Raw genomic sequence first — 19,538 nt, 5'->3', positions numbered from 1 at the left:
GCTGATCCGGACACGGAGGGGAGAGGCGGCGGCCACCCCGATGCTCGAATCAGCAACGATGCAATGCGGTGAGCAGGGTGTCGAGGATCGGTGAGCGCCGGGCGTCGGCGCGCAGGACCGCCGACACGGGGATGCGCAGCTTGGATTCGGCCAGCCGCAGCACCACCAGACCCTCGGTCGTGCTCTCCGCGTAGAGCACCGTCCACGCCTCGGGCCGGTTGATCAGCTCCATCGTCGCGGTGTGGTCCGGCGGGATGGGCGGGCCGAAGGTGGGGCCGGTAGGCAGTTCGGCGAACGCGTTGCGGATCACCGTGTGTAGCAACACCTGTTCCTGCTCCGGGGGGAGTAACAGGGGGTAGGAGGCCAGATCCGCCAGGGTCACCGTGTCCTTCGTGGCCAGCGGATGCGCGCTGGAGGTGGCGATCACCAGATCCTCGACCCACAGCTGCTCGACCACGAGGCCGGGCTGGTCGACGCGGCCGCGGATCAGGGCCAGATCGCAGTCGCCGTCGGTCACCGCGGTGATGCGCTGACGGAAGGGTTTGATGACGAACTCGATCTCCGCCTCCGGATGCGCGGCGCGCGCTCCCGCGATGGCCGACAGCGAGCGGGTGGCGAAGGACATGTTCGCGGCCAGCCGGATGCGCGGGCCGACCGTCCGCACGGCGGCGCGGATCGCCGACTCCAGGCTCAGCATTTGTTTCGCAAGGGGAAGTAGCCGTGCGGTGGCGTCGGTGGGCACGACCGAGCGGGTCGAGCGCTCGAACAGTTGCACGCCGAGGTCGCGTTCGAGCCGGGAGATCTGGTGGCTGATCGCCGACTGCGAGATGAAGCAGCGCGCCGCGGCGCCGCTGAAGCTGAGCTCCTCGCACACCGCGACGAAGTAGGTGAGCTGCCGAAGTTCCACGGCGCCTCCTGATTAATTACGAATCGAGATAAGAGTCATCTTAATTATGCGCCCACACACCTGAAATATCCGCCCTCCGGATCGCGGTTCGTAATGAGAGAAGGAGGCTGTCATGCAGTACGTGGACGCGGGAATCGAAACCGCGGGTGTCGTCATTGTCGGATCGGGGTTCGGCGGGCTCGCCGCCGCCAAGCAACTGGCCAAGTCGGGGGTGGACTATGTGCTGATCTCCAGCACGCCCGAGCATCTGTTCCAACCGCTGTTGTACCAGGTAGCGACCGGTGTGCTCACATCGGAGGAGATCGCGCCGCCGATCGCGGGCATCCTGCGCCGCCATCGCGAGGCCGACGTTCGCCTCGGCACCGTGGTCGGCATCGATCCCGACCGCGCCATCGTCACCTACGAACACGAGGGCGTTTCGCACCGCATCCGCTACGGCTCGCTGATCGCGGCCACCGGCGCGAGCCAGTCCTACTTCGGCCGCGACGACTTCGCGGAGAAGACCTATTCGCTCAAGACCATCGACGACGCGCGGCGGCTGCGCGCCCAGATCGCGCGCGTCTTCGCCGAAGCCGCGCAGGCCGACGAGCAGACCAAGCGCAAGCTGCTGAGCTTCGTCGTGGTCGGCGCGGGCGCGACCGGCGTCGAGGTGGCCGGTCAGCTGAAGGAGCTGGCGAAACGGTATTACCACCAGGAGGTTTCGGTCACGCTCGTGGAGGGCGCGGGCGAGGTGCTCCCGCCGTTCGGCGGCGGGCTGTCGGAGTACGCGAAGAAGTCGCTGACCGGCAGCGGCGTGGAGGTGCTGCTCGGCACCTTCGTCACCGACATCGAGCACGGCAAGGTCACCGTCAAGAGCGCCGACGGGGTCGAGCACGCCATCGCGGCCGAGACCGTGGTGTGGTCGGCGGGCGTGCAGGCGGGCGGGTTCGCGAAGATCCTGGCCGAGGCCACGGGCGTGGCGACCGACCGGGCCGGCCGGCTGCTGATCAACCCCGATCTCACCGTCGGCGGCTACGCCGACATCTACGCCATCGGCGACATGACCTCGCTCAACGGCTACCCCGGGCAATCGCCGGTGGCCATGCAGGAAGGCAGGCACGCCGCCGACATCATCCGCCGCAAGAAGCAGCCCGGCACGCCCTTCACCTACTGGGACAAGGGCAGCATGGCGGTGATCAGCCGGTTCAGCGCCGTGACGAAGCTGAACGACCGCATCACCTTCCGCGGTGTGATCGCCTGGTTCATGTGGCTCGCGGTGCACCTGTTCTACCTGGTCGGTTTCCGCAACCGCTTCGCCGCGGTCGCGTCCTGGCTGGTCGCGTTCATCTTCACCGGGCGCCCCGGTTTCGCCGAGGAGGACGCGACCGCGCCGAAGGTACTCGCCGCGGAGAGTCGAGCCGCTTAAATGGCTTCTCGCACCTGAGAATCGCGTCGCGCACAATCGAAAGGCGGCGCGATTCACGGTGCGCGCGGCATTCACGCTGCCCAGGAACGAACCGCGATTCGCACGGTAAACCGCATGTCGGAAGCGGTTTCGGTGCGGGAGGGCGAACGCGGTGGAACCGTTCGGTGAACGCTCGGTGTGACAGCCGTCTCGTTCACCCAACCGGCATCGCGGCGACACTTCGAGGTTGCTGGGGCGCATTGTCGGGCTGGCTTCATCGTGGATATGACTATTTCGTCCGTGCTGACGGCCCCGGCTCGACCGACGGACTCCGGGGAGGGACGGTCGCGTTACTCGCTGGTGGTCTCCTCCGACCTCGATCACCGCGTCGCCGCGCAGCGCCTGCGCTACGACGTGTTCGCCAACGAGCCGGGTTTCCGGATTCCGGACGACGGCAGCGGTTTGGACGCCGACCATTTCGACGAGCACTGCGACCACATGCTGGTGCGCGACGACGCCAGCGGGGAATTCGTCGGCTGCTACCGGATGCTGCCGCCGGACAAGGTCGCCGCGGCGGGCGGGTACTACACGGCGACGGAATTCGATCTCGCTCAACTGGATCCGGAAGGCATGCGGATCGTCGAGATGGGCCGCGCGTGCGTGGTCCCCGACCACCGCAACGGCTCGGTGCTCACCCTCATGTGGGCGGGGATCCTGCACTACATCCAGCTCACCGGCTACGAGTGGGTGATGGGCTGCGTGTCGGTGCCGATGCAGGACACCCCGGCCGACCCGCCCGGAGTGAACGTGCGCGGCGTGCGCGACATGCTGCTCGGGCGGCACGCCTCCGACCCGGAGCGCCGGGTGCACCCCTACAACCCGGTGATCGTCGACGGCAAGACCCTCGACGAACTGACCCCGCCGTCGCGGCCGAAACTGCCCCCGCTGGTGCGCGGCTACCTGCGGCTGGGCGCGGAGATCTGCGGCGAGCCCGCCCACGATCCCGCCTTCGCGGTCGCCGACTTCGTCGTGCTGCTCGGGCTGAACACCATCAACACCCGCTACCTCAATCGCCTACAAGACGCCGCCGCGTCGTTCGACGGGGGACGGTGAGGACCGTGGTCTTCGACGCGCCACCCGCCCCGTCCGCCGCGCACGCATGGATGCCGTCGAGCCCCTGCGGTTCCGGCTGCATCGATTCGATCGACCAGGTCGGCCCGGCGCGGGTGGCCGCCCGGCTGGCCGGAGTCGCCGGCCTGCTGCTCAGCTACCCGATCGCGCACGCGCTGACCCCGCGCGGCAAGCGCACGCCGTTGCAGCGCGGCTACGCGCGCCTACTGCTCGGTTCCATCGGCCTGCGGTTGCGCGTCGTCGACAACCGGGTGACCGCGGAAGAGCGCGGTGTCGTCGATGAGGGCGACGCCACGCTCGCACCCGCCGGTTTCGGCGCCGCAGGCCGGGGTGTGCTGATCGTCACCGGGCACATCAGCTGGACCGACATCGTCGCCCTGGCCTCGGTGCAGCCGCTCGGCTTCGTGGCCCGCGCCGACATGCTGGACTGGCCGATGATCGGAAAACTCGCCGAGTTGATGCGGGTGATCCCGATCGAACGCGAGAGCCTGCGGCAGTTGCCGGGCGTAGTGGCCGCGGTCGGAGCGCGGCTGGCCGCCGGTGAGCGGATCGGCGTCTTCCCCGAGGGCACCACGTGGTGTGGCCGCGCCTACGGCAGCATGCGTCCCGCGTTGCTCCAGGCGGCGGTGGACACCGGCACCCCCGTGCAGCCGGTGCGATTGCGGTACCTGGACCGGCACGGCGTGCCGTGCACGGTGCCCGCTTTCGTCGGCGTCGACACCTTCGGCTCCTCCGCCGGGCGGGTGCTGCGTTCGCGCGGAATGGTCGCCGAAGTGGTGCTGGAGCCGGTGCTGGAACCCGGCCCCGACCGGCGCGAACTGGCCCGCCGCTGCGAGGCCGCGGTCCGCGGCACCGCGTCGCCCCGCCACGGTGCGGAAACCACGGAGTGGATCGAGGCGGGGCACACCCGAGTCCAGGACCCGTCGCTCGCGACCGACGCACCAGAAGTGCGCCGCCCGCGCCGCCGCCCGATGCTGCGCGGGCGCCGGAGTGCTGCGGTCGCGCGGTAACTCGACAGGTTTCGCGAGTGGCACACCATCGAAAGGTCCACTCGCGGTTTGCCACAGCCATGTGCCACTCGCAGACGTTTCGCCGTACGCACGGTGTTCGGCATCATGGCTGCGGGTGCCTCGTGGCGCATCGGTGTGGGCCTGGCTCGCTCCCGTCCACGCCGTGATCGTGATCACCGGCGTCGAATGCGGCAGGGCTGCACCGAGTCCGGGGCGAGCCGATGTCGGCCCGCCCCGGATATAGGGAAAGAACTCAGAAACCGCTTCCCGTCGGCGGCCGCCACCCGTGGTCCCACCCGGGCCTGCCGTGATCCCAGTCGTCGTGGCGGTTGCGGCCGCGGAACCAGTCGTCGTTGCGGCCGCGATCCCAGTCGTTGTGCCTGCCGCGATTCCAGTCGTCGTGGCCGTGGCGGCCGTGGGTCGCATCGAGCTGGTCGGCCTGCTCGAGCACGATCGGGTCGGCGAGCGCGGGCACCGCGACGGCGGCGACCGGCATCAGGGCGAGTGCGGACGCGGCCGCGGCGCGTGCCAGCACGCGTCGCGTGCGTCCATGGGTGTGATGGTCCATCGGAACTTCCTCACTATCGATTCGTCCGGGCGTCGACCGCTCGGCGTTTCGGCCCCGGATCCACTCCCGGAACGGAACGGATCGGCGATCAACACGCTGAATAACGTACCGCTAAATAGCGGTACATTCAATAGGTGAAAACCCTGAGATTCCGCCGGTCGCAGGGCGTTCAAGCCTGAACCGGGTCCGTGAACGGACCCCGCGCGAGCGGGCGAGCAGGGGGGAATAACCGGCGGAGGGTGACGGCTATCCTTAACTGGTCATGAAGTCGGCTTTTTCGGGTCCGGTCAACGGTGCTGCGCCCCAGACGGTCTACCTCGATCACGCGGCCACCACACCGATGCTGCCCGCGGCCATCGAGGCGATGACGGCTGCCTTGCGCAGCACAGGCAACGCGTCCTCGTTGCACGGCTCCGGGCGCGCCGCCCGTCGGCTGCTGGAGGAGGCGCGCGAGTCGATCGCGGCCGACCTGGGCGCCCGGCCCTCGGAGGTCATCTTCACCTCCGGCGGCACCGAGAGCGACAACCTGGCGGTGAAGGGCATCTTCTGGGCGCGCCGCGACGCCGATCCGCGCCGGAACCGGATCATCGCCAGCTCGGTCGAGCACCACGCGGTGATCGACGCGGTGGAGTGGCTGGAGCGGCACGAGGGCGCGGAAGTCACCTGGCTGCCGGTCGACGCCGAGGGCGTGGTCGCGGCCGGAGCGCTGCGCGCCGCGCTCGCCGCCCATCCCGACGAGGTCGCGCTGGTCACCGTCATGTGGGCGAACAACGAGGTCGGCACGATCCAGCCGATCGTCGAACTCGCCTCCGTCGCAGCCGAATTCGGCGTGCCGATGCACAGCGACGCGGTGCAGGCGGCGGCGCAGCTGCCCATCGACTTCGCCGCGAGCGGCCTGTCCGCGGCCAGCTTCGCCGGGCACAAGGTCGGCGGCCCGCACGGTATCGGGGTGCTACTGCTCGGCAGGCAGGTGCCGTGCGTGCCGCTGCTGCACGGCGGCGGGCACGAGCGCGACCTGCGGTCGGGCACCTCGGACACGGCGGCCGCGATCGGGCTGGCCGCCGCGCTGCGCCAGACTTCGATCGAACTACACGCCCGGACCGCCGAGCTGGTCGCGTTGCGGGACGCGTTGATCGACGGCATCCGCGCGACGGCGCCCGACGCGGTGCTCAACGGTCCGGCCGGCGAACGGCGGCTACCCGGCAACGCGCACGTCACTTTTCCCGGCTGCGAAGGGGATTCGCTACTGATGCTGCTGGACGCGGCGGGGATCGAATGCTCGACCGGTTCGGCGTGCACCGCGGGCGTCGCCACGCCCAGTCACGTGCTGATCGCGATGGGTGTCGAACCCTGGCAGGCGCGCGGATCGCTGCGCTTCTCGCTGGGGCACACCTCGACGCGTGCCGACGTCGACGCAGTACTGAAAGTCTTGCCGCAAGTGGTGGAGCGGGCCAAGGCCGCGGGCCTGGCCGGTGCGAAAGGAGGTGTTTGATGCGGGTACTCGCCGCGATGAGCGGTGGTGTGGATTCGGCCGTGGCGGCGGCGCGTGCCGTCGACGCCGGTCACGAGGTGGTCGGGGTGCATCTGGCGCTGTCGGCGACACCGGGCACGCTGCGCACCGGATCGCGCGGTTGCTGCTCGAAGGAGGACGCGGGTGACGCCCGGCGCGCCGCCGACGTGCTCGGCATCCCGTTCTACGTCTGGGATTTCGCCGACCGCTTCAAGGAAGACGTCATCGACGACTTCGTCGCGGCCTACGCGGCGGGCGAGACGCCGAACCCGTGCCTGCGCTGCAACGAGAAGATCAAGTTCTCCGCCCTGGCCGACCGGGCGGTGGCGCTCGGCTTCGACGCCGTGGTCACCGGGCACTACGCGCGGCTCGAGGACGGTGTGCTGCGGCGCGCCGTCGACGCCGACAAGGACCAGTCCTATGTGCTGGCTGTGCTGACCGCGCAGCAGCTCTCGCGCGCGATGTTCCCGGTGGGCGACACCCCCAAGCCGCAGATCCGCGCCGAGGCCGCCGAGCGCGGGCTCGCCGTCGCGAACAAGCCCGACAGCCACGACATCTGCTTCATCCCCTCCGGCGACACGCGCGCCTTCCTTGGCGCGAAGATCGGCATCCGGCCCGGCGCGGTCGTCGACGCCGACGGCCGGGAGCTCGCGCGGCACGAGGGCGTGCACGGATTCACCATCGGCCAGCGCAAGGGCCTGGGGTTGCCGGGTCCCGCCGCCGACGGCAAGCCGCGGTACGTCACCGGCATCGATCCCGAGTCCGGCACGGTCCGCGTGGGGTCGGCCGAGGACTTGCAGGTCTGGACGATCGAGGCGGAGCGCGCGATCTGGACGTCCGGCTCCGCGCCCGCGGGCCCGATCGAGTGCGTGGCGCAGGTGCGCGCGCACGGCGGCACCGCGCCCGCGGTGGCCGAGGCGGTGGGCGACGGACTGCTCGTGCGGCTGCGCGAGCCGCTGACCGGCGTCGCGCGCGGCCAAGCCGTGGTCGTCTACCGTCCGGATCCCGCGGGTGACGAGGTGATCGGCAGCGGGACCATCTCCGCCACCGCGCAAGAGCCTGTCACGAGTGAAACGGGGGCCGAGGCGGCGCGGTGATCCCGCACCATCCTCCGGTGTCGTCCGGTGCGGAAAACTGGGCTGTGACCGTCGAGGACGGCGGGCCTCGTAATGGCGGAATCGATCGGATGGAGTGCGGTAACGGTGTACGAGACCGGCACGGATGACGTGACGCGAGACAGCGGGACGGACGTGACCGCCGAGCCGGTGCGTTTGCGAGGCGGCGTCGCCACCGGCGTCGGCTCTTGGCCGGGCACCGACCCGCGCGAGGCCGCCGCGACCATCGTCGGCGAACTCGGTGAGTTACCGCACCTGGTGGAGCTGCCCGGTCGGGGCGCGGGCGCGGACCTGGTCGGCCGCGCCTCCGCGTTGCTGGTCGATCTGCGTTTCGACACCACCTCCAGGGGCTATCGACTGGCGCCGCGCCCGGGTTCGGTCTCGCGGCGCGCCCATGACCTGCTGCGGACCGATCTGGACGCGCTCGAGGAAGCGTGGGAGAACGCGGGCCTGTCCGGTCGCGGCCGGACGGTGAAGGTGCAGTCGGCGGGCCCGCTGACGCTGGCCGCGCAGGTCGAGTTGCCCGGCGGTCATCGCGTGCTCACCGACGCCGGCGCGGTGCGCGACCTCTCGGAGTCCCTGGCCGAGGGGCTGGCGCAGCACGTGGCGGAGGTGCGCAAGCGGCTCGGCGCGCAGGTCGTCGTGCAGCTGGACGAACCGTCGCTGACCGCCGTGCTGGACGGCTCCCTGCGCGGGGTGAGCGTGCTGAACACCGTGCGCGCGTTGCCCGAACCGGAAGCGCTGGCCGTGCTGGACGCGGTGATCACCGCACAGTCCGCGCCGGTGCTGGTGCACAGTTGTGCCGAGCCGCCCGCGCTCGGTGCGCTGCGCCGTAGCGCCGCCGCGGGGATCGGGTTCGATCTGAGCATCATCGGCACCGGGCAACTCGACGAGGTCGGGGAGGCCATGGAAGCGGGCAAGCAGCTGGTGCTCGGTGTCGTCCCCACCGAGGCGCCTGCCACGACGGTCACCTGGCGGACCTTCGCCGAACCGGGCGTGCGGCTGATCGATCGGCTCGGCTTCGGCCGCCGCACGCTGGCGGAGCGGGTCGCGGTCAGCCCGGCATGCGGACTGGCGGGCGCGCCGCTGGAGTGGAGCAGACGAGCGCTGCGCTTGGCCGCGGACGTCGCGCGGGCGTATGCCGAGGAGCCGGAGGAGCTTTCGTTCTCCTGACGTTCCCGGACGCAAATCCCCGCCCAGGCCGACCAGTTCCGTGACGGGAACAAGCTCGGTCGCGGGCAGTTCGGGAAGGCCCTGATCTGGGGATCCTGCTCGGCCCGGCCATCTACCTGGGTGGATATTTACTTTTCACCGACGGGCTCATGGATTACTGCGATAGCGCCGCACGCGAAGGGGCGTTCGGAGCGGCGCAAGGTTTTCAAATCGCCGGCGCGAGCACCATGCTGGTCGCCGGGTTCGCTCTGCTGGCTGATCTGTCGGCTCATCGCCATCGGATCAGCCGACTTCGATTCTTGTCGAGCGGCTCCGGAGTTCTCGCCATGATGTGTGGGTTCGGCTTCGTCATCATATTGTCCGGGCCTTCGGGTCAGGTCTGTTCGCCTGGATGACAGCTCTCGAACTCGATCTGCCGGTGTGGGCGCCACACCGTCGAGACGGGCATGCCGCGCGTCGATGCCGCCACGCCGCCGGAACGCTGTGCTCGCGCCGAGAAACGGACCGGCCGGAATTCGTGTCCGCCAGGGCGGCGACGTGCGCGAACACGGCGGCTCCCTGTCGGTGGCCTCCGCTAATGTGCGATGGGTGAGTGACAGCGAGAGCGCGGCGGCCCCGGCGACGCCAGAGCAGCGGGTGGACTGGCAGCAACTCGCGGACGAGGTGCGTGAGCATCAGTTCCGCTACTACGTCCGGGACGCGCCGATCATCTCCGACGGCGAGTTCGACGCGCTGTTGCGGCGGTTGCAGGCCATGGAGGACGAGCATCCGGACCTGCGCACGCCGGACTCGCCGACCCAGCTGGTCGGCGGTGGGTTCGCGACCGATTTCACCGCCGTCGACCATCTCGAGCGGATGCTGTCGCTGGACAACGTGTTCGACGTCGACGAGCTACGCGCCTGGGCCGCCCGGGTGGAGGCGGAGACCGGGCCGGACCTGCACTATCTGTGCGAGGTCAAGATCGACGGCGTCGCGCTGAACCTGGTCTACGAGAACGGCAGGCTGGTCCGTGGCGCCACCCGAGGCGACGGACGCACGGGTGAAGACGTGACGCTCAACGCGCGCACCATCGATGACATCCCCGGCGAGCTGAACCCCAGCGACGAGTTCCCGATCCCGCGACTACTGGAGGTCCGCGGCGAGGTGTACTTCCGGCTGGAGGATTTCGAGACGCTCAACGCCGCCATCGTGGCCGAGGGCAAACCGCCCTACGCCAACCCGCGCAACACCGCGGCCGGTTCGCTGCGGCAGAAGGATCCGTCGGTCACCGCGCGGCGCAGGCTGCGCATGATCTGTCACGGCTTCGGCCGGATCGAGGGCTACACGCCGACCTCGCAATACGAGGCGTACCGCGCGCTCGCCGCGTGGGGCCTGCCGGTGTCCGAGCACACCAGACGGGTGCAGGGCATCGACGCGGTGATCGAGCGGGTCGCGTATTGGGGCGAGCACCGGCACGACATCGAGCACGAGATCGACGGCCAGGTGATCAAGGTCGACGAGACCGCGCTGCAACGCCGCCTCGGCTCCACCTCGCGGGCTCCGCGCTGGGCGATCGCCTACAAGTACCCGCCCGAGGAGGCGACGACCAAGCTGCTGAACATCCAGGTGAACGTCGGCCGCACCGGGCGGGTGACGCCGTTCGCGGTGATGGAGCCGGTGTCGATCGCGGGGTCGACGGTCGCGATGGCCACCTTGCACAACGCGGCCGAGGTCAAGCGCAAAGGCGTGCTGATCGGCGACACGGTCACCATCCGCAAGGCGGGTGACGTGATCCCCGAGGTGCTGGGGCCGGTGGTGGACGCGCGCCCCGAAGACGCGCGCGAGTTCGTCATGCCGACGCACTGTCCCGAATGCGGCACCGAACTGCGCCCCGAGAAGGAGGGCGACGCCGACATCCGCTGCCCGAACCAGCAGTTCTGCCCGGCCCAATTGCGCGAGCGCGTCTACCACGTGGCAGGCCGCGGCGCTTTCGACATCGAGGCCCTCGGTTACGAAGGCGCGATCGATCTGCTGAAGTCCGGCGCCATCACCGACGAGGGCGACTTGTTCGACTTGGACGAGGCGACGCTGCTCACCACGTCCCTCTACGCCAACAAGAACGGCAGCCTCTCCGCCAACGGCAAGCGGCTGCTGGAGAACCTGGCCGCGGTCAAGAACCGGCCGCTGTGGCGGGTGCTGGTCGGCCTGTCCATCCGGCACGTCGGCCCCACCGCGGCGCGGGCGCTCGCCGCCGAGTTCGGCAGCCTGGACCGCGTCGAGGCGGCGTCGGTCGAGGAATTGGCCGCCGCCGACGGCGTGGGCCCTACCATCGCGGCCGCGGTGGCGGAGTGGTTCACCGTCGACTGGCACCGCGCCGTGGTGGCGAAATGGCGGGCCGCGGGTGTGCGGATGGAAGACGAGCGGGACGAATCCATCGAGCGCAACTTGGAGGGTCTGTCCATCGTGGTGACCGGTTCGCTGCAAGGCTTCACCCGCGACGGCGCCAAGGAGGCGATCCTGGTGCGCGGCGGCAAGGCGGCCAGTTCGGTTTCGAAGAAGACCGCGTTCGTGGTGATCGGTGACGCGCCGGGGTCCAAGGCCGCCAAAGCGGAGGAACTCGGTGTGCCGATTCTCGACGAGGAGGGGTTCCAGCGGCTGCTGGCCGGTGGTCCCGAGGCGGTCACGCCGGAGACGGCCGCGGAGGACGCCGAAGCCGAGGAGTGATCGGCGCTTGACCTGAAGATACGTTGAGGTATGAGGATCGACTGGTAGGCGACTACCAGGAGGTCATCATGTCTCGTCCTACCGCACTGATCACCGGCGCATCGGCAGGATTCGGCGCTGCGCTCGCGCGGGCGCTGATCGAACAAGGGTGGCGGGTGCTGGGGACCGGGCGTCGAGCCGACCGGTTGACGCGGGTGGCCGCCGAACTCGGGCCGTCGTTCCAGGCGGTCCCGGGCGACGTCACGGAGCCGGCGGATCGCGCCAGGTTGGCGGACGCCGCGCGCGGTGCGGGGGAACTCGCCCTGGTGGTGAACAACGCCAGCCGTCTCGGGCCGAGTCCGTTGCTGGGCCTCGCGGACTATCCACTCGACGAGTTCGAGCGCGTCTTGCGCACGAATGTGGTCGCGCCACTGGCGATTCTGCGCATCGTGCTGCCGCTGCTGCGGCCGGACGGCGTTGTGGTGAACATCAGCTCCGACGCCGCGGTTGAGCCGTATCCCACGTGGGGTGGATACGGTTCGTCGAAGGCAGCGCTCGACCAGCTCACGGCGATCCTCGGTGCGGAACATCCGGGCCTGTCCATCTACGCGTTCGATCCCGGCGACATGCGTACCGAGATGCATCAGGCCGCGTTTCCCGGCGTCGACATCTCCGACCGGCCCGAGCCCGCGACAGTAGTGCCCGCGCTGCTGCGGTTGCTCGCCGAGAAGCCGAAGAGCGGGCGTTATGCCGCCGCGGATTTCGTGGCCGGGCGGGCGTCATGACGGTGCGGACCGAACTGCCGTTCTTCGATCTGTCCCCGGATCGCAACGCCACCCTCCCGCCCGAGGCGAGAGGGATGGCGCGCGACGAGGTCCGTTTGCTCGTCGTCGAGGACGGTCTGACGCACGCCCGATTCCGAGAGCTGCCCGACCGCCTGCGCCCGGGCGACCTTTTGGTGGTGAACAACTCGGCGACCATGTCGTCGGCGGTCGACGCCACGATGGACGGCGAGCCGGTCGTGCTGCATTTCTCCACCTGGCTGGACGACGGCCGCTGGGTGGTCGAGGTCCGGACCACCGAGCGCACTCCCTATCCGCCCGAGCGGCTCTCGGCCGGGACCGTGTTGCGATTGCCGGGTGCGACGGCCACACTGCGGGCGCCCTGGCTTCCCGGCGGACGTCGTCTCTGGAGTGCGGACGTCACCGGCGACGTGTTCGGGTTGCTCGCCGCACACGGCCGCCCCATCACGTATGCCTATGTGCCGCAGCGGTGGTCGGCGGCCTATTACACGACGGTCTTCGGCAGGGTTCCGGGCAGCGCGGAAATGCCGAGCGCGGCACGGCCGTTCACCGAGCGTGTGGTGTTGGATCTGATCACCGCAGGGGTTGCTCTCGCGCCGATCACCCTGCATACCGGCGTCTCCTCGCCCGAGGCCGGGGAACCGCCGAGCCCGGAACGGTTCGCCGTTGCCGCCTCGACGGCGCGGCTGGTGAACGACACGAAAGCCGCCGGCGGGCGGGTCGTCGCGGTGGGCACGACGGTGACGCGGGCGTTGGAGACCGCCGCCGACCCGGCGGGACTGGTCCACGCGTCGCGCGGGTGGACCGACCTGGTGCTCGGCGCACGGCGACCGGCTCGTGTGGTGGATGGTCTGATCACCGGTTGGCACGCGCCCGGCGCGTCACACCTGGATCTCCTGGTAGCAGTGGCGGGGGAGGAAACCGTCGCCGCCGCGTATGCCGCCGCCGTGGACACCGGCTACCTGTGGCACGAGTTCGGCGACAGCGCTCTGCTGTTCGGGCGTGGCCCGCTCAGTGGACCGTGACCGTGGCGCCCAGCTGGCCCGCGATGTCGAATCGCCCGCAACGGCCGTCGCTCAGGTCGAGCTTCTGGGTGATGATCTTGCCGCGGCGATTCTTGAACGTCGCCTCGGCGGACACGTCGGCGCTCGCCGTCGAGCACACCTTCGACACCACGCCGGGCGGGTCGTAGCTGACCGTCCCTCCGCCCTGGCAGGTGTTCGTGCTGTTGGCCAGGAACACGCGTGCGGTGCCCTCCGGACACGGCGCGTCCGCCACCGCCTCCGGCGCCACGGTCAGCGAGCCCAGCGCGAGCGCGGCGACGGCGGAGCCTCCGACCACTACGCGACGAACCGTCGATCCCATCGTTACCCTCATCCCATCGAACAACTTCGGCAGTACGCCGCGGCAAGACCGCAGCGTGCAGGCATGCTAACCCGCTATCACGCCTGCTGTCCTGGCGACTGCTGTCGAGCTACTCCGGAAACAGCAGGGTGTCGACGGCGATGGTGGTGTCCGCATAGCGGACCGGGATGTGGTCGCCGGGCCGGTACTCTTTGCGAGTCCGGTAACCCGTGGGTATCGGTTCGGTGTGCTCGTAGATCACGGTTCTCGTGACTACCCAGTAGGTCGAATACCCGGCGCGGCCATATAGTTTCGCTTTGACTCCGAGGTCTTGCATCACCGTTTCGTCGGAGATTTCGATGACCAGGAGCACATCAGCCGGATCCCACACAGCGATTTTCGAACCGATCAAATCGACCTGATCCGCGTCTGCCCGCAGTACCCAGCAGTCGGGATCGGGTAGCGACTGGGCGGTGGGCAGCGTCTCGCTGGTCACCTCGACCCCCTTGGTCGGAAGCTCCCGCGCGATGCGAAACACCGCTCGGCCGTGCCACGACCCGATAACCACCGGCCATACCTCCCCCTCGACGAGTTCGACACGATGGTCGAACGCGCCCGCCTCCCACGCGCGCAGGAACTCGCTGCGCGTCCAGCGGTAGGCGATCGAAGCCTCGGTCATGCGATCAGGGTACCGTGCCGCCGATCGCGCAGCCATCGGTCGCAGACCTGTTCCCCCAGGTAATGCTCGTGATCGAACAAAGAGAGGGAGGACGTTCGAGCCTTCGGCGAACTGTGTGTGGGCTCGGTGCGCGTGTCGCCGACGTGGGGCGAGATCAGGCGCGGATCGCGGACGCTACCGGCCTGATGTCGCCTACCCATGCCACAGACGGAAGTATGGCGGCATGCTGCGCAGTTTTCAGGTGACCAATCACAGATCGCTGGCCGACGAGCAGGAGTTGCGGCTCACCAGAGGAAGCGGGCCGGTGGCGGTGCCGGTGACCGCCGTGCACGGCGGCGCCGCTGCGGGCAAGACGAACCTGATCGATGCGCTCGGGCAGATGCGTGACGCGGTGTTGCACTCGGTGACCGGGTGGGACCCGTACGCGGGCCCGGTGCGGGCGCCGCATCTCGGATTCCCGGACCGGCCTTCGGAGTTCGTGGCGGCGTTCGTCGCCGAGGGCGTGCCGTATACCTACGGGTTCCGGCTGGACAACGCCGACGTGACGGCGGAATGGCTGCACACCCATCCGCGCTCGCGCAAGCGAATCGTCTTCGAGCGCAACGGGGAACAGATCAAGATCGGCCCGATGTTCGAGGCCGCGCGCTACGGTATCACCGCGCTGGCTCCGCTGGTTCGTCCGAACGCGTTGCTGCTCAGCCTCGCCGGTCAGATGTATTCCGACGCGCTCGTGCCCGCCTACCGCTGGTTCGATTCCATGCTCGAAGTGCAGCGCGGTCCCTCCGAACCCGACGCCATCGCCCATCGGCTGGGCAGTCACATCTCCCGATCCCCGGACAACGCGGCGCGGCTGCTGATGCTGCTGCGCACGGCCGAGTTGGGCATCACCGACCTGCTCGTCGCCGAACACGACCCGTTGTACGCCGACTACCTGCGTGATCTGGACGCCGACATCGCCGGTCTGGGCAAGCAGATCGATTTGTGCGCCTCCTCGCCCGGCCACGCCGACCAATTGCTTCGCGACAACGGCCTGACCCCGGTGCTGCTCGAACGTGAGCTGACCAATCTGAAGGCCGCGCGCGACGCCTTGTACACGCGCATGGTGGCCCGGCGCGGTGTCGGCCTGAGCCTGGTGCACGACGGCATCGACGCCCCGTTCGGCATCGGCGACGAATCCTCCGCAACGCTGTCGTTGCTGCGGGTCCTGCCCGCCATGCTCGACGCGCTGGACGAGGGCCGTGTACTCGCCGTCGACGACATCGGCGCGTGCCTGCCCGCGGAGGAGACCGATCGGTTGATCCAGCTGTTCCAGAATCCGGAGACGAATGCGCGCGGGGCGCAGTTGATCTTCACCACGAACAATCGGACGCTGATCGATCGGGGCAACGGACGATCGCAACGCACCCGCACATCGGTCTGGCAGGTCCGGCGCACGGCTCAGGGCGCCAGCGAGCTCACGCCGGTGTGACGCGACTTAGCATGGGGGCATGTTGGAGTTCGTCGCGCTGGTAACCCTGACCGCGGTGCTGGTGTCGCTGATCGTGTTCACCATCCGCGGCAAGCGGGGCTACCGCCCGGCGAACCCGGAGGAGGGGACGCTGTACGTCACCGGTGTGAGCCCGCGCCCCGACGCGACGGGCGAACAGTACGTGACCATCACCGGGAATCTCAGCGGTCCTTCCGTCTCCGGCAAGGTCGTGTACGGCCGTTTCGCCTGGGACACGAGTTCCTGGCCGTCGATCGGCGACCTGCTCACCGTCGTGTATCCGGCGGGCAAGCCCGACCGCTGGCAGATTTCTCGTCCCGGCTGAGCGGTCGCCGTGCCGTAGCCCACACTATGGTCGATGGCATCATGCCGGATATGGATGAGCGGGACGCGGGTGTCGTCGTCCGGGCGGCGCGGCCCGAGGAGTACGCGACGATCGGCGAGTTGACGGTGGAGGTCTACGTCGGCGAAAGCTACGTGGAAGCGGGCAGCTGGTACGCGGGCGAGCTGGCCGACACCGCCCGCCGCGCCGCCTCGGCCCGGGTCCTGGTCGCCACGCACGCGGGCCGGATCGTCGGCTCGCTGACGGTCGCACCCGCGGGTAATCCGTACGCGGAGATCGCGCTGCCGGGTGAACTCGAGTTCCGCATGCTCGCCGTCGCGAAGACCGCGCGCGGACTCGGCGCTGGGACGGCACTGGTGCGCACCGTGCTGGATCTCGCCCGCGCGGAAGGTTGCGCGGCGGTCGCCCTCACCACCATGGCCGCCATGGTCGACGCCCGGCGGATATACGATCGCTTCGGCTTCCTCCCCGTACCGAGCCGGGACTGGCGTACTCCCGCGGGGGAGCTGCTGCATGTGCTCCGGCTACCGCTCGGCCCTTCTGGCGATTCCGCCTAGGTAGCGTCCGTGGCGCGGAATCCGCTGCGCCGCTTGTGAATCAGCCGAGGACGGTGGCGACTATCCCGGCGAGGTAGCCGAGCCGGGCCACCTCGGAGGGCCGGAAGTCGGGGCCGCCCGGCCTGCCGAGCAGCAGGACCTTGCCGGTGTTGCCGAGCGGAGCGGCGGCGAGTTTGGTGTCCATGTCCCGCCAGATCTCGGGCACCCAGTCGGCTTCGGGGTCGAGCACCGTCGGCTTCTCGAGCGGCATCCACGGTGCCGAACCCGCTTGTGTCTGTGGCGCACTCGGGCTGCCGACCACCCGGTAGGCGCCGTGCGGCCCGATGTCGATGATCGTGCTCCAGCCGACCCGCAGCACCCGCGGCACACCGTCCACCAGCACCTGCATCCGGTCGTCGCGAGCGCTGGCCACGTGATCGATGAGTTCGAGCTCGCGATGGGTGTCGAGCACGCCGGAGTACGGGCGGATCGAGTCCACGTGCACGTCGCCGATCGATTCGGCGGCGGTGATGAGGGTGTCGGGGAGTGCGCCGGAGGGCACCTCGACGACCAGATCGTCGACGGCGTAGCCCGCGCCGCGCTCGACCACGTCCAGCGAGAGGATGTCGGCACCGACGGAGCCGAGTGCGAGGGCGAGCGCACCGAGGCTTCCCGGTCGATCCGGAAGTTGCACGCGGAGCAGATACGACACGTGCGTTTCCTTTCTTAGGGCGGCCGAGGCTCTGAACGGATACCCGGGTGACGCAATACTTACACCCCTTACGGCCGGTTATCGAGTCGAAGACCGGCGAGTGACGCGCGCCACTCGATGAATTCGCGCGAAACCGGCGTGTCGGGCTAGTCCGAGCGGCCGTGTCGCGCGCCGGAGGGGGTTGCCGGGGGCCTGCTGGGCGATGGTTCCTCCGCCGCGCCGACGAAGCCCGGGTGCCGGGTGGTGACCCGGTCCCCGGTGGCTAGGCTGTGTGGGTTGAGCACTGTTGATAACGAAGCCGAAAGGGGTCCCGCGGTGCCCGCCATCTCCCGCGACGAGGTCGCACACCTCGCCCGGCTGTCCCGGCTCGCGCTGTCCGACGCGGAACTGGATCAGTTCGCCGGACAGCTGGATTCGATCCTGAGCCACGTGCGGACCATTTCCGAGGTAGCCGCCGCCGACGTCCCGGCTACGGCGTCGCCGAACCCGGCGACCAATGTGACCCGTCCCGACGAGGTGGTGCCGGGCCTGACCCCGCGGGAGGCGCTGTCGGGCGCGCCCGCCGTGGACGAGCAGCGGTTCATGGTGCCGCAGATTCTGGGGGAGGGCGAATGAGCGCGGCATCGCATCACGATTCCGTCTTGACGACGCTGTCGGCGGCCGAGCTTGCCGACAAGATCCACGGCCGCGAGCTGTCCTCGGTCGAGGTCACCCAGGCGCACCTGGACCGGATCGCCGCGGTCGACGGCGAGTACCACGCCTTCCTGCACGTCGCGGGAGAGCAGGCGCTAGAGGCCGCGGCCGCGGTGGACGCCGCGATCGCCTCCGGCGCCGAGCCCGCCTCGCCGCTGGCCGGAGTTCCGTTGGCGCTCAAGGACGTGTTCACCACCACGGACATGCCCACCACCTGTGCGTCGAAGATCCTCGAGGGTTGGGTGTCGCCGTACGACGCGACCCTCACCACGCGGTTGCGCGCGGCGGGCATCCCGATCCTCGGCAAGACCAACATGGACGAGTTCGCCATGGGCTCCTCCACCGAGAACTCCGCCTACGGTCCCACCCGCAACCCGTGGGACACCACCCGCATCCCGGGCGGTTCGGGCGGCGGCTCCGCGGCGGCGCTGGCCTCGCACCAGGCCCCGCTGGCCATCGGCACCGACACCGGCGGATCGATCCGCCAGCCCGCAGCCGTCACCGCCACCGTCGGCACCAAACCCACCTATGGCACGGTGTCGCGCTTCGGCCTGGTCGCGTGCGCGTCGTCGCTGGACCAGGGCGGTCCGTGCGGTCGAACGGTGCTGGACACGGCGCTGCTGCACGAGGTGATCGCCGGATACGACCCGCGCGACTCCACCTCGCGCGACGTGCCGGTGCCGCCGGTGGTGGCCGCCGCGCGCGCCGGGGCGCAGGGCGATCTGCGCGGCGTCAAGATCGGCGTGGTGAAGGAACTGCACTCCGACAGCTACCAGCCCGGCGTGCTCGCCTCCTTCGACGCCGCCGTGGCGGTGCTGAAGGATCTCGGCGCCGAAGTGATCGAAGTGTCCTGTCCGCACTTCGAATACGCGCTGTCTTCCTACTACTTGGTGATGCCGTCGGAGGTGTCGTCGAACCTCGCGCGGTTCGACGCGATGCGCTACGGCCTGCGCGTCGCCGACGACGGTCAGCACAGCGCCGAGCAGGTCATGGCGGCCACGCGCGCGGCCGGGTTCGGCCCCGAGGTCAAGCGGCGCATCATGATCGGCACCTACGCGCTGTCGGCGGGTTACTACGACGCCTACTACGGCCAGGCGCTGAAGGTGCGCACGCTGATCGCCCGCGACTTCGACAAGGCCTACGAGCAGGTCGACGTGCTCGTCTCGCCGACCAGCCCGTTCACGCCGTGGAAGCTGGGCGAGAAGGTCGACGATCCGCTGGCCATGTACCTGTCTGACCTGTGCACCCTCCCGACCAATCTGGCCGGTCACCCCGCCATGTCGGTCCCCTCCGGGCTGAGCAAGGACGACGGCATGCCCGTCGGCCTCCAGATCATGGCCCCCGCCCTCGCCGACGATCGCCTCTACCGGGTGGGCGCGGCCTACGAGGCCGCCCGCGGTCCCGTCGCCTGATATTTCGCACCCCGAGCCGCTCGGCTCACCGCACCCGCGGTGCCGGGCGG

19 protein-coding genes are annotated in these 19,538 nt (G+C 69.6%); 14 read left to right on the top strand and 5 right to left on the bottom strand.

Annotation, left to right across the window (positions count from 1 at the left end):
* Positions 1–49: 49 nt before the first annotated feature.
* Positions 50–907 (bottom strand): LysR family transcriptional regulator, encoded by an 858-nt coding sequence (locus tag AB0L97_RS14860; protein ID WP_355078783.1) that lies wholly within the window; start codon positions 905–907, stop codon positions 50–52.
* A gap of 112 nt (positions 908–1,019) precedes the next feature.
* Between AB0L97_RS14860 and AB0L97_RS14855 the strand changes: the two genes are divergently transcribed.
* From AB0L97_RS14855 to AB0L97_RS14845, 3 genes are all read left to right on the top strand, one after another.
* Positions 1,020–2,312 carry an NAD(P)/FAD-dependent oxidoreductase gene (locus tag AB0L97_RS14855; protein ID WP_355078784.1) on the top strand — a complete coding sequence of 431 codons (1,293 nt, stop codon included), beginning with the start codon at positions 1,020–1,022 and terminating at the stop codon, positions 2,310–2,312.
* A 264-nt stretch (positions 2,313–2,576) separates the two neighbouring features.
* Positions 2,577–3,404 carry a GNAT family N-acyltransferase gene (locus tag AB0L97_RS14850; RefSeq protein WP_364429337.1) on the top strand — a complete coding sequence of 276 codons (828 nt, stop codon included), beginning with the start codon at positions 2,577–2,579 and terminating at the stop codon, positions 3,402–3,404.
* Positions 3,405–3,409: 5 nt separating this feature from the next.
* Positions 3,410–4,432 (top strand): lysophospholipid acyltransferase family protein, encoded by a 1,023-nt coding sequence (locus AB0L97_RS14845; RefSeq protein ID WP_364429334.1) that lies wholly within the window; start codon positions 3,410–3,412, stop codon positions 4,430–4,432.
* Between the two features lie 253 nt (positions 4,433–4,685).
* Here the strand turns inward: AB0L97_RS14845 and AB0L97_RS14840 are convergent, their stop codons facing one another.
* The gene (locus AB0L97_RS14840; protein WP_364429331.1) at positions 4,686–5,000 is read right to left on the bottom strand and encodes a hypothetical protein; all 315 of its coding nucleotides are present in this window, start codon (positions 4,998–5,000) and stop codon (positions 4,686–4,688) included.
* Between the two features lie 262 nt (positions 5,001–5,262).
* Here AB0L97_RS14840 and AB0L97_RS14835 point away from each other — a divergent pair, with 262 nt between their 5' ends.
* The 6 genes from AB0L97_RS14835 (at position 5,263) to AB0L97_RS14810 (ending at position 13,308) form a co-directional block, all read left to right on the top strand.
* A complete protein-coding gene (locus AB0L97_RS14835) occupies positions 5,263–6,492 on the top strand; it encodes a cysteine desulfurase family protein (RefSeq protein WP_355078789.1) in 1,230 nt (409 codons plus the stop codon).
* Positions 6,492–7,607, top strand: coding sequence for a tRNA 2-thiouridine(34) synthase MnmA (gene mnmA, locus AB0L97_RS14830; RefSeq protein WP_355078790.1), 1,116 nt, complete (start codon positions 6,492–6,494; stop codon positions 7,605–7,607). The genes AB0L97_RS14835 and mnmA overlap by 1 nt, the downstream gene beginning before the upstream one ends.
* A 72-nt stretch (positions 7,608–7,679) precedes the next feature.
* Entirely contained in the window at positions 7,680–8,798 is a 1,119-nt protein-coding gene (locus AB0L97_RS14825; RefSeq protein ID WP_364429326.1) for a methionine synthase, read from the top strand.
* 588 nt (positions 8,799–9,386) lie between these two features.
* Positions 9,387–11,501, top strand: coding sequence for an NAD-dependent DNA ligase LigA (ligA, locus tag AB0L97_RS14820; RefSeq protein ID WP_364429323.1), 2,115 nt, complete (start codon positions 9,387–9,389; stop codon positions 11,499–11,501).
* Between the two features lie 68 nt (positions 11,502–11,569).
* Positions 11,570–12,265, top strand: coding sequence for an SDR family NAD(P)-dependent oxidoreductase (locus AB0L97_RS14815; protein ID WP_364429319.1), 696 nt, complete (start codon positions 11,570–11,572; stop codon positions 12,263–12,265).
* A complete protein-coding gene (locus AB0L97_RS14810; RefSeq protein ID WP_364429316.1) occupies positions 12,262–13,308 on the top strand; it encodes an S-adenosylmethionine:tRNA ribosyltransferase-isomerase in 1,047 nt (348 codons plus the stop codon). Before AB0L97_RS14815 ends, AB0L97_RS14810 begins: the two co-directional genes overlap by 4 nt.
* Here AB0L97_RS14810 and AB0L97_RS14805 read toward each other — a convergent pair.
* On the bottom strand, positions 13,295–13,648 hold the full coding sequence (locus AB0L97_RS14805; protein ID WP_157170886.1) for a hypothetical protein: 354 nt from the start codon (positions 13,646–13,648) through the stop codon (positions 13,295–13,297). The genes AB0L97_RS14810 and AB0L97_RS14805 overlap by 14 nt on opposite strands.
* 109 nt (positions 13,649–13,757) lie before the next feature.
* Positions 13,758–14,306 (bottom strand): Uma2 family endonuclease, encoded by a 549-nt coding sequence (locus AB0L97_RS14800; protein ID WP_364429311.1) that lies wholly within the window; start codon positions 14,304–14,306, stop codon positions 13,758–13,760.
* 223 nt (positions 14,307–14,529) lie between these two features.
* Here AB0L97_RS14800 and AB0L97_RS14795 point away from each other — a divergent pair, with 223 nt between their 5' ends.
* Genes AB0L97_RS14795 through AB0L97_RS14785 form a run of 3 tightly spaced genes read left to right on the top strand, consistent with a single transcriptional unit; the run spans position 14,530 to position 16,692 of the window.
* Positions 14,530–15,774, top strand: a complete 1,245-nt coding sequence (locus AB0L97_RS14795) for an ATP-binding protein (protein ID WP_364429307.1) — start codon at positions 14,530–14,532, stop codon at positions 15,772–15,774.
* Positions 15,775–15,793: 19 nt separating this feature from the next.
* Positions 15,794–16,117: a hypothetical protein gene (locus AB0L97_RS14790; RefSeq protein WP_355078797.1), complete on the top strand. Its 324-nt coding sequence runs from the start codon at positions 15,794–15,796 to the stop codon at positions 16,115–16,117.
* 41 nt (positions 16,118–16,158) lie between these two features.
* Positions 16,159–16,692 (top strand): GNAT family N-acetyltransferase, encoded by a 534-nt coding sequence (locus AB0L97_RS14785; RefSeq protein WP_364429303.1) that lies wholly within the window; start codon positions 16,159–16,161, stop codon positions 16,690–16,692.
* A 40-nt stretch (positions 16,693–16,732) separates the two neighbouring features.
* On the opposite strand, the gene AB0L97_RS14780 is transcribed toward AB0L97_RS14785, so the two are convergent.
* Positions 16,733–17,383 carry an amino acid-binding protein gene (locus AB0L97_RS14780; protein WP_355078799.1) on the bottom strand — a complete coding sequence of 217 codons (651 nt, stop codon included), beginning with the start codon at positions 17,381–17,383 and terminating at the stop codon, positions 16,733–16,735.
* A 315-nt stretch (positions 17,384–17,698) separates the two neighbouring features.
* Here AB0L97_RS14780 and gatC point away from each other — a divergent pair, with 315 nt between their 5' ends.
* Both gatC and gatA read left to right on the top strand, forming a co-directional pair.
* Complete coding sequence (gene gatC, locus AB0L97_RS14775) at positions 17,699–17,998, top strand: Asp-tRNA(Asn)/Glu-tRNA(Gln) amidotransferase subunit GatC (protein ID WP_067797657.1); 300 nt, start codon at positions 17,699–17,701, stop codon at positions 17,996–17,998.
* Entirely contained in the window at positions 17,995–19,488 is a 1,494-nt protein-coding gene (gene gatA, locus AB0L97_RS14770) for an Asp-tRNA(Asn)/Glu-tRNA(Gln) amidotransferase subunit GatA (protein ID WP_364429299.1), read from the top strand. The genes gatC and gatA overlap by 4 nt, the downstream gene beginning before the upstream one ends.
* Positions 19,489–19,538: the final 50 nt, after the last annotated feature.

This window comes from Nocardia sp. NPDC051911 (assembly GCF_040681035.1).
Classification (GTDB): Bacteria; Actinomycetota; Actinomycetes; order Mycobacteriales; family Mycobacteriaceae; genus Nocardia; species Nocardia sichangensis.
Note: the sequence above shows the minus strand (reverse complement) of the source record. Positions and strands in the feature narration are given on the sequence as shown.